The 6,968-nt window shown below is 57.6% G+C and carries 5 protein-coding genes and 2 pseudogenes; 5 read left to right on the top strand and 2 right to left on the bottom strand.

Annotated features, from left to right (window positions below; genetic code table 11):
* A pseudogene (locus T18_RS28170) lies at positions 1-1,460 on the top strand (DNA-directed RNA polymerase subunit beta'); the annotation flags it as partial.
* Positions 1,461-1,562: 102 nt separating this feature from the next.
* Here T18_RS28170 and T18_RS25770 read toward each other — a convergent pair.
* Together T18_RS25770 and T18_RS25775 are read right to left on the bottom strand one after the other, a co-directional pair.
* The gene (locus tag T18_RS25770) at positions 1,563-2,687 is read right to left on the bottom strand and encodes a helix-turn-helix transcriptional regulator (protein WP_075807880.1); all 1,125 of its coding nucleotides are present in this window, start codon (positions 2,685-2,687) and stop codon (positions 1,563-1,565) included.
* Between the two features lie 264 nt (positions 2,688-2,951).
* Positions 2,952-3,245 (bottom strand): hypothetical protein, encoded by a 294-nt coding sequence (locus T18_RS25775; protein ID WP_003519341.1) that lies wholly within the window; start codon positions 3,243-3,245, stop codon positions 2,952-2,954.
* Positions 3,246-3,775: 530 nt separating this feature from the next.
* Here T18_RS25775 and rpsL point away from each other — a divergent pair.
* The 4 genes and pseudogenes from rpsL to T18_RS27355 all read left to right on the top strand — a co-directional run.
* Positions 3,776-4,147: a 30S ribosomal protein S12 gene (gene rpsL, locus T18_RS25780; RefSeq protein WP_010969193.1), complete on the top strand. Its 372-nt coding sequence runs from the start codon at positions 3,776-3,778 to the stop codon at positions 4,145-4,147.
* Positions 4,148-4,224: 77 nt separating this feature from the next.
* Positions 4,225-4,695, top strand: a complete 471-nt coding sequence (gene rpsG / locus T18_RS25785; protein WP_003507761.1) for a 30S ribosomal protein S7 — start codon at positions 4,225-4,227, stop codon at positions 4,693-4,695.
* A gap of 34 nt (positions 4,696-4,729) precedes the next feature.
* Positions 4,730-6,829 carry an elongation factor G gene (gene fusA, locus T18_RS25790; protein ID WP_003519335.1) on the top strand — a complete coding sequence of 700 codons (2,100 nt, stop codon included), beginning with the start codon at positions 4,730-4,732 and terminating at the stop codon, positions 6,827-6,829.
* A 66-nt stretch (positions 6,830-6,895) separates the two neighbouring features.
* A pseudogene (locus tag T18_RS27355) lies at positions 6,896-6,968 on the top strand (elongation factor Tu); the annotation flags it as partial.

Genomic DNA, 6,968 nt, shown 5'->3' on the forward strand with positions numbered 1-6,968 from the left:
CCGCACAGTCGATCGGTGAACCGGGCACGCAGCTCACCATGCGTACCTTCCACCTTGGCGGTACGGCAAACGTGGTCGACCAGTCGTTCCTGGAAGCTTCGTACGAAGGCACGATCCAGATCAAGAACCGCAACATCCTGCGGAACTCCGATGGCGTTCTCATCGCAATGGGCCGTAACATGTCGGTCACCATTCTCGATGAGCGCGGCGTGGAACGTTCCTCGCAGCGTGTCGCTTATGGTTCGAAGATCTTCGTTGATGACGGCGACAAGGTAAAACGCGGCCAGCGTCTTGCAGAGTGGGACCCCTACACCCGTCCGATGATGACGGAAGTGGAAGGTACCGTTCACTTCGAGGACCTCGTCGACGGTCTTTCCGTTCTGGAAGCCACGGACGAATCCACCGGCATCACCAAGCGTCAGGTCATTGACTGGCGCTCGACGCCGCGCGGTTCGGACCTCAAGCCCGCGATCATCATCAAGGATGCTTCCGGCGCTGTCGCAAAGCTTAGCCGCGGTGGCGAAGCTCGCTTCCACCTCTCCGTGGACGCGATCCTGTCGGTTGAGCCTGGTTCGAAGGTCTTCCAGGGTGACGTGCTTGCACGTTCGCCGCTGGAAAGCGCCAAGACCAAGGACATCACCGGTGGTCTGCCGCGCGTTGCCGAACTGTTCGAAGCACGTCGTCCGAAGGATCATGCTGTCATCGCTGAGATCGATGGTACGATCCGCCTCGGTCGCGACTACAAGAACAAGCGTCGCGTGATGATTGAGCCTGCTGAAGACGGCGTCGAGCCGGTCGAATACCTGATCCCGAAGGGCAAGCCCTTCCATCTTCAGGAAGGCGACTACATCGAGAAGGGCGAATACATTCTCGACGGCAATCCGGCACCGCACGACATTCTGGCAATCAAGGGCGTAGAGGCTTTGGCTTCCTACCTCGTGAACGAAATCCAGGAAGTCTACCGACTGCAGGGCGTTGTGATCAACGACAAGCACATCGAGGTGATCGTTCGCCAGATGCTGCAGAAGGTCGAGATCACCGATGCGGGCGACAGCCACTACATCGTTGGCGACAATGTCGATCGTATCGAGCTTGACGACAACAACGACCGCCTGATCGAAGAAGGCAAGAAGCCCGCTTATGGTGATCCGGTTCTTCTCGGTATCACCAAGGCATCGCTGCAGACGCCGTCCTTCATCTCGGCCGCATCGTTCCAGGAAACCACCAAGGTTCTCACGGAAGCTGCGATCGCCGGCAAGACGGATACGCTGCAGGGCCTCAAGGAAAACGTCATCGTCGGCCGCCTCATCCCGGCCGGTACCGGCGGCACCATGACGCAGATCCGCCGCATCGCCACCTCGCGCGACGACCTCATTCTCGAGGAACGCCGCAAGGGTACGGGTGCAGGCTCTGCAACACAGATGCTGCAGGACATGACGGATCCGGCTCCGGCCGAATAAGGTCTGCTCAGGGCAGGGGGGGCTTTACGAAGCCCCGCCAAAGTTCAGTAAAAAAACGCCCGGAGCAATCCGGGCGTTTTTTGTTTTGGTCGGGTTCGAAGGTCAGATCTGGTCCTTCACATGGTTAGTCCCGTCTCGGGGTTTTTCCTGCTCACCGATGGTGTAGCGCGTCAAAACGGAAAGCCGGCGAACGAGATCGGTCTGGCCCGTACTGCCGGTCTTTGCATAGATAGACTTGGCGTTGCTGCGAACCGTTTCGTGCGAGATTTGAAGTTGCTTTGCCACGGAGGGAAGTGAAAGACCCTTCAGGATTTCCAGCGCGACACGGGCCTCGCCTTTGGTGAGATCGTATAACCCCTTCAGAAGCGGCGTGACGTCGGCAACGGTGTCCGATGGTTGCGATATCAGCACGATGGCGCTGCCGTTAGGGGATAAATCCAGCGCGTCCTTGCGCAGCGGTATGACGTGAAGGATGCACACCCCGTCTCCGCTTGTCGGCAGGGGTAAGGAACTGACACTGCCGCCGGCGAGCGCCTTGTAGAGCAGCCGGTTTATTCTCTCGTCCAAGATCAAGATCCTGTCGCGGGCGCGGGTGGAAATACACTTTTTGGTCGCCTCGAACAGGGTGTTTGTGGAAAGAACGCGTCCGCTTGCCTGGAGCACCGCCGCCGGCGCACCGATGGCGTTGAGGCCGAGCGTGATGGCATCTGCTTTCTGGCGTTGCAGCCCTGTTGCGAGGGTGAGGCTGCGGGCGATATGCGGCCTCAGCCGGCCAAGTGCCGCCATGGTTTCCGGACCAATGACTCCTCTGTCGAGCTTGCGTTCGAACAGGAGAGTCATTTCGGGATGATCCGGCGGCGCAACCTGCGTTGCCACCCCATATCCCAGTCCACGCGGCATCAGGAAATCGCGCACGATTGGTAGCCCCGCCCATTCGTCAGGGGTAAAGATATCGAAATCATGCACGAAGGAAAATTGGCCCTCGCGGACAGCGCGTGTGAGGCGATCGTTGCGGTGGTTCCAGCCGCCCTTTATGAAGGCTTGCATGAGCTCCTGGAAATTGGGCGGATAGAGCCATGCTTCATCCTCGCCTTTGCCCCAGGTGAGCGCGCCGCCCCAGAAATCGAGCCGTTGGCCGATTGCGGCTATCACGTTCGCCCAGCGATCGGGAAAAAGTGCTGCCTCGTAAATGTCATCTATAATGTCTGCCGAAGATATATTATCCAACCCGCCACCAAAATCATGCGTCGGGATCACTTTAATCTTAGATCTTCGTATATTTCAACGGAAATACAAATAATACTATTATATTTAAAGTATATAATCTATCAGTGACTTAATATATTGAAAATTAACAAGGTATTTCTCAGCAAAAGGTGGCTGGCACGCAAGATTTCGGCCTTGGCATCAAGTCCTGGAAGACAACCGCCCTGGTGTGGGCGGGTGCCGTTTTATCGGTGGCGGCGCATTTGTCGCGGTGAGGGCGGTCCCTCAGGCGAAACGGATGATGGCGACTTCGCCCTCCAGGGCGCCCTGATAGGCGGAAGCGTGCGGCTCTTCGTCCGGAACTTCAGTCAGCATGCCGATCTGGTCGAGGTCGGCTTCGATGAAACCTTCCTCCGAAAGCGCGTTCAGCGTTTCGCGTACTGCGGTGTCGTCGTCCGGTGCCCGCAGAATGACGTGGATGTCGATGCCTTCGGAATTGTCGTGTTCGTAGGCCTTGCCGATGACGATGAAGACCATCGGCTCGTCGCGTCCGTTGTCGTTGTCGGGGAGGTTGGTCATGACGCGGTTCCTTGATATGTCGTTGTGGAGTATGCGGGCCGGACGGAATCGGTCTTGCGCGCGGCGGTGCCAGCTCCGGCCCGCTTGAGGGAATCAATAGACGGATTTTGTGAAAAGCCAAAGGCCGGAGGTCAAAATCGCTGTTGCCGGCTGTGACTTATGTTAGAAGGAGAGGGCAAAGGGCCTGTGCGCAGGCTTTGTGGCCTCGGGTGCCAGCGCAAAATGCGGATTCGCCCTTGACGAAAGCTGGCTAAAACAGTAGTACGCCCGCCATCGGAGCCTCTATCTGTGCTGGCCGTTCGGAAACGTTTTTCCCGGACATCATCTCAAATGAAGCTTCATTGCACGTAGAAGACACGAATGTTGCACGCAAGACGCCTCATCCGGCGTCCTCTGCTCTTGGTGGTCCATCCGTGAAAACGGATCGGGCCACGTTTTGCGCATGAGGATATATGCGTGCTTCGTCGCCGGAAACGGCATAGCCGCCACCCGTGAGGGTGGCTAAAGTAGTTTTTGCAAGGGATGGTTATATGCCTACCGTAAACCAGCTGATCCGTAAGCCCCGCCAGGCACAGGTAAAGCGCAACAAGGTTCCTGCACTTCAGGAAAACCCGCAGAAGCGTGGTGTTTGCACCCGCGTTTACACGACGACCCCGAGGAAGCCTAACTCGGCTCTGCGTAAGGTTGCCAAGATCCGCCTCACCAACGGCTTCGAAGTCATCGGCTACATTCCCGGCGAAGGTCACAACCTTCAGGAACACTCCGTGGTCATGATCCGCGGCGGCCGCGTGAAGGACTTGCCGGGTGTGCGTTACCACATCATCCGCGGTGTTCTCGATACCCAGGGCGTCAAGAACCGCAAGCAGCGCCGTTCGAAGTACGGTGCGAAGCGTCCGAAGTAATTTTCGGCAACAACAATCAGGCGCTGCGCGAGGTTCTCCGCGTGGTTTAGCGTCAATAACATTGAGAGACAAAGAATATGTCCCGTCGCCATAGTGCAGAAAAGCGTGAGATCAACCCGGACCCGAAGTTCGGCGATCTGGTCGTCACCAAGTTCATGAATGCCATCATGCTTCACGGCAAGAAGTCGGTCGCGGAAAGCATCGTTTACGGCGCGTTCGACGTCGTTCAGGGCAAGACGAAGCAGGAGCCGCTCGGCGTGTTCCACTCCGCCCTCGACAACGTTGCTCCGCACGTTGAAGTGCGTTCGCGTCGCGTTGGCGGTGCTACGTATCAGGTCCCGGTCGACGTTCGTCCGGAGCGCCGTCAGGCTCTCGCCATCCGCTGGCTGATCACTGCTGCTCGCAAGCGTAACGAAACGACCATGGTCGATCGCCTCTCCGGCGAACTCATGGACGCTGCGAACAACCGCGGTTCCGCCGTCAAGAAGCGTGAAGACACGCACAAGATGGCCGACGCAAACCGCGCATTCTCGCATTACCGCTGGTAATCTTAAACGGTCGCATATCGAAAGGCAGTCCATTATGGCTCGCGAATATAAAATCGAAGACTACCGCAATTTCGGTATCATGGCGCATATCGACGCCGGTAAGACGACGACCACCGAGCGTATTCTTTATTACACCGGTAAGTCGCACAAGATCGGCGAAGTTCATGATGGCGCTGCCACGATGGACTGGATGGAACAGGAGCAGGAACGTGGTATCACCATCACGTCCGCTGCGACCACGACCTTCTGGAAGGGTCGCGATGGCAAGATGCGCCGTTTCAACATCATCGACACCCCCGGCCACGTTGACTTCACCATTGAAGTCGAGCGTTCGCTGCGCGTTCTCGACGGTGCCATCGCTCTTCTCGACGCCAACGCCGGTGTAGAGCCGCAGACGGAAACCGTCTGGCGTCAGGCTGAGAAGTACAACGTTCCGCGTATGATCTTCTGCAACAAGATGGACAAGACCGGTGCTGACTTCTACCGCTCGGTAGAAATGATCAAAACCCGTCTCGGCGCTACCGCCGTTGTCATGCAGCTGCCGATCGGCGCTGAGACCGAGTTCAAGGGCGTTATCGACCTGATCGAGATGAACGCACTCATCTGGCGCGACGAATCGCTCGGCGCTCAGTGGGACGTCGTCGAAATTCCTGAAGACATGAAGGCCAAGGCTGAAGAATATCGCGAAAAGCTGATCGAGACCGTTGTCGAGATCGACGAAGAAGCGATGGAAGACTACCTGAACGGCATCATGCCCGACAACGAGAAGATCCGTTCGCTCGTTCGCCGCGGCACCATCGACGTGAAGTTCCACCCGATGTTCTGCGGTACCGCGTTTAAGAACAAGGGCGTTCAGCCGCTTCTCGACGCCGTCGTCGACTACCTGCCTTCGCCGCTCGACATCCCTGCGATCAAGGGCATCGACTTCAAGACCGAAGCCGAAATCGAGCGTCATGCCGATGACAGCGAGCCGCTTTCCATGCTCGCGTTCAAGATCATGAACGACCCCTTCGTCGGTTCGCTGACCTTCGCCCGCATCTACTCCGGCAAGCTCGAAAAGGGCACGTCGGTCATCAACACGGTCAAGGACAAGCGCGAGCGCGTCGGCCGTATGCTGCAGATGCATTCCAACAGCCGTGAAGACATCGAAGAAGCCTTTGCCGGCGACATCGTTGCTCTGGCTGGCCTCAAGGAAACCACCACTGGCGATACGCTCTGCGATCCGCTGAAGCCGGTTATCCTCGAGCGCATGGAATTCCCCGAGCCGGTCATCCAGATCGCCATCGAGCCGAAGACCAAGGGCGACCAGGAAAAGATGGGCCTCGCGCTCAACCGCCTGGCTGCTGAAGATCCTTCGTTCCGCGTCAAGACGGATGAAGAATCCGGTCAGACGATCATCGCAGGCATGGGCGAACTTCACCTCGACATCCTCGTTGACCGTATGCGTCGCGAGTTCAAGGTTGAAGCAACCGTCGGTGCTCCGCAGGTTGCCTACCGCGAAACCATCACGCGTCAGCACGAAGAAGACTACACGCACAAGAAGCAGTCCGGTGGTACCGGTCAGTTTGCTCGCGTGAAGATCATCTTCGAACCGAACCCTGAAGGCGAAGAATTCAAGTTCGAATCCAAGATCGTCGGCGGTGCTGTTCCGAAGGAATACATCCCGGGCGTTCAGAAGGGTATCGAAAGCGTTCTGTCTTCCGGTCCGCTCGCTGGCTTCCCGATGCTGGGCGTCAAGGCGACCCTGATCGACGGCGCATACCACGATGTCGACTCCTCGGTTCTGGCGTTCGAAATCGCATCGCGTGCCTGCTTCCGTGAAGCAGCAAAGAAGGCTGGTGCACAGCTTCTCGAGCCGATGATGAAGGTCGAAGTCGTGACCCCTGAAGATTACGTCGGTGACGTGATCGGCGATCTGAACTCGCGTCGCGGTCAGATCCAGGGTCAGGAATCGCGTGGCATCACCATCGTGATCAGCGCACACGTTCCGCTCGCGAACATGTTCAAGTACGTCGACAACCTGCGCTCCATGTCGCAGGGCCGCGCGCAGTACTCGATGACGTTCGATCACTATTCGCCGGTTCCGTCGAACGTGGCGCAGGAAATCCAGGCAAAGTACTCCGGTCAGAAGTGATCGGGGTACGCCCCATCAGAGATTTGAAGATTATTCCCCTCAAGGGACAAGAATGGAGAGCCACTAATGGCAAAGAGCAAGTTTGAGCGCAATAAGCCGCACGTCAACATTGGCACGATCGGTCACGTCGACCACGGCA

The sequence above is a fragment of the Rhizobium sp. TBD182 genome (assembly GCF_001950375.1).
GTDB lineage: Bacteria > Pseudomonadota > Alphaproteobacteria > Rhizobiales > Rhizobiaceae > Agrobacterium > Agrobacterium tumefaciens.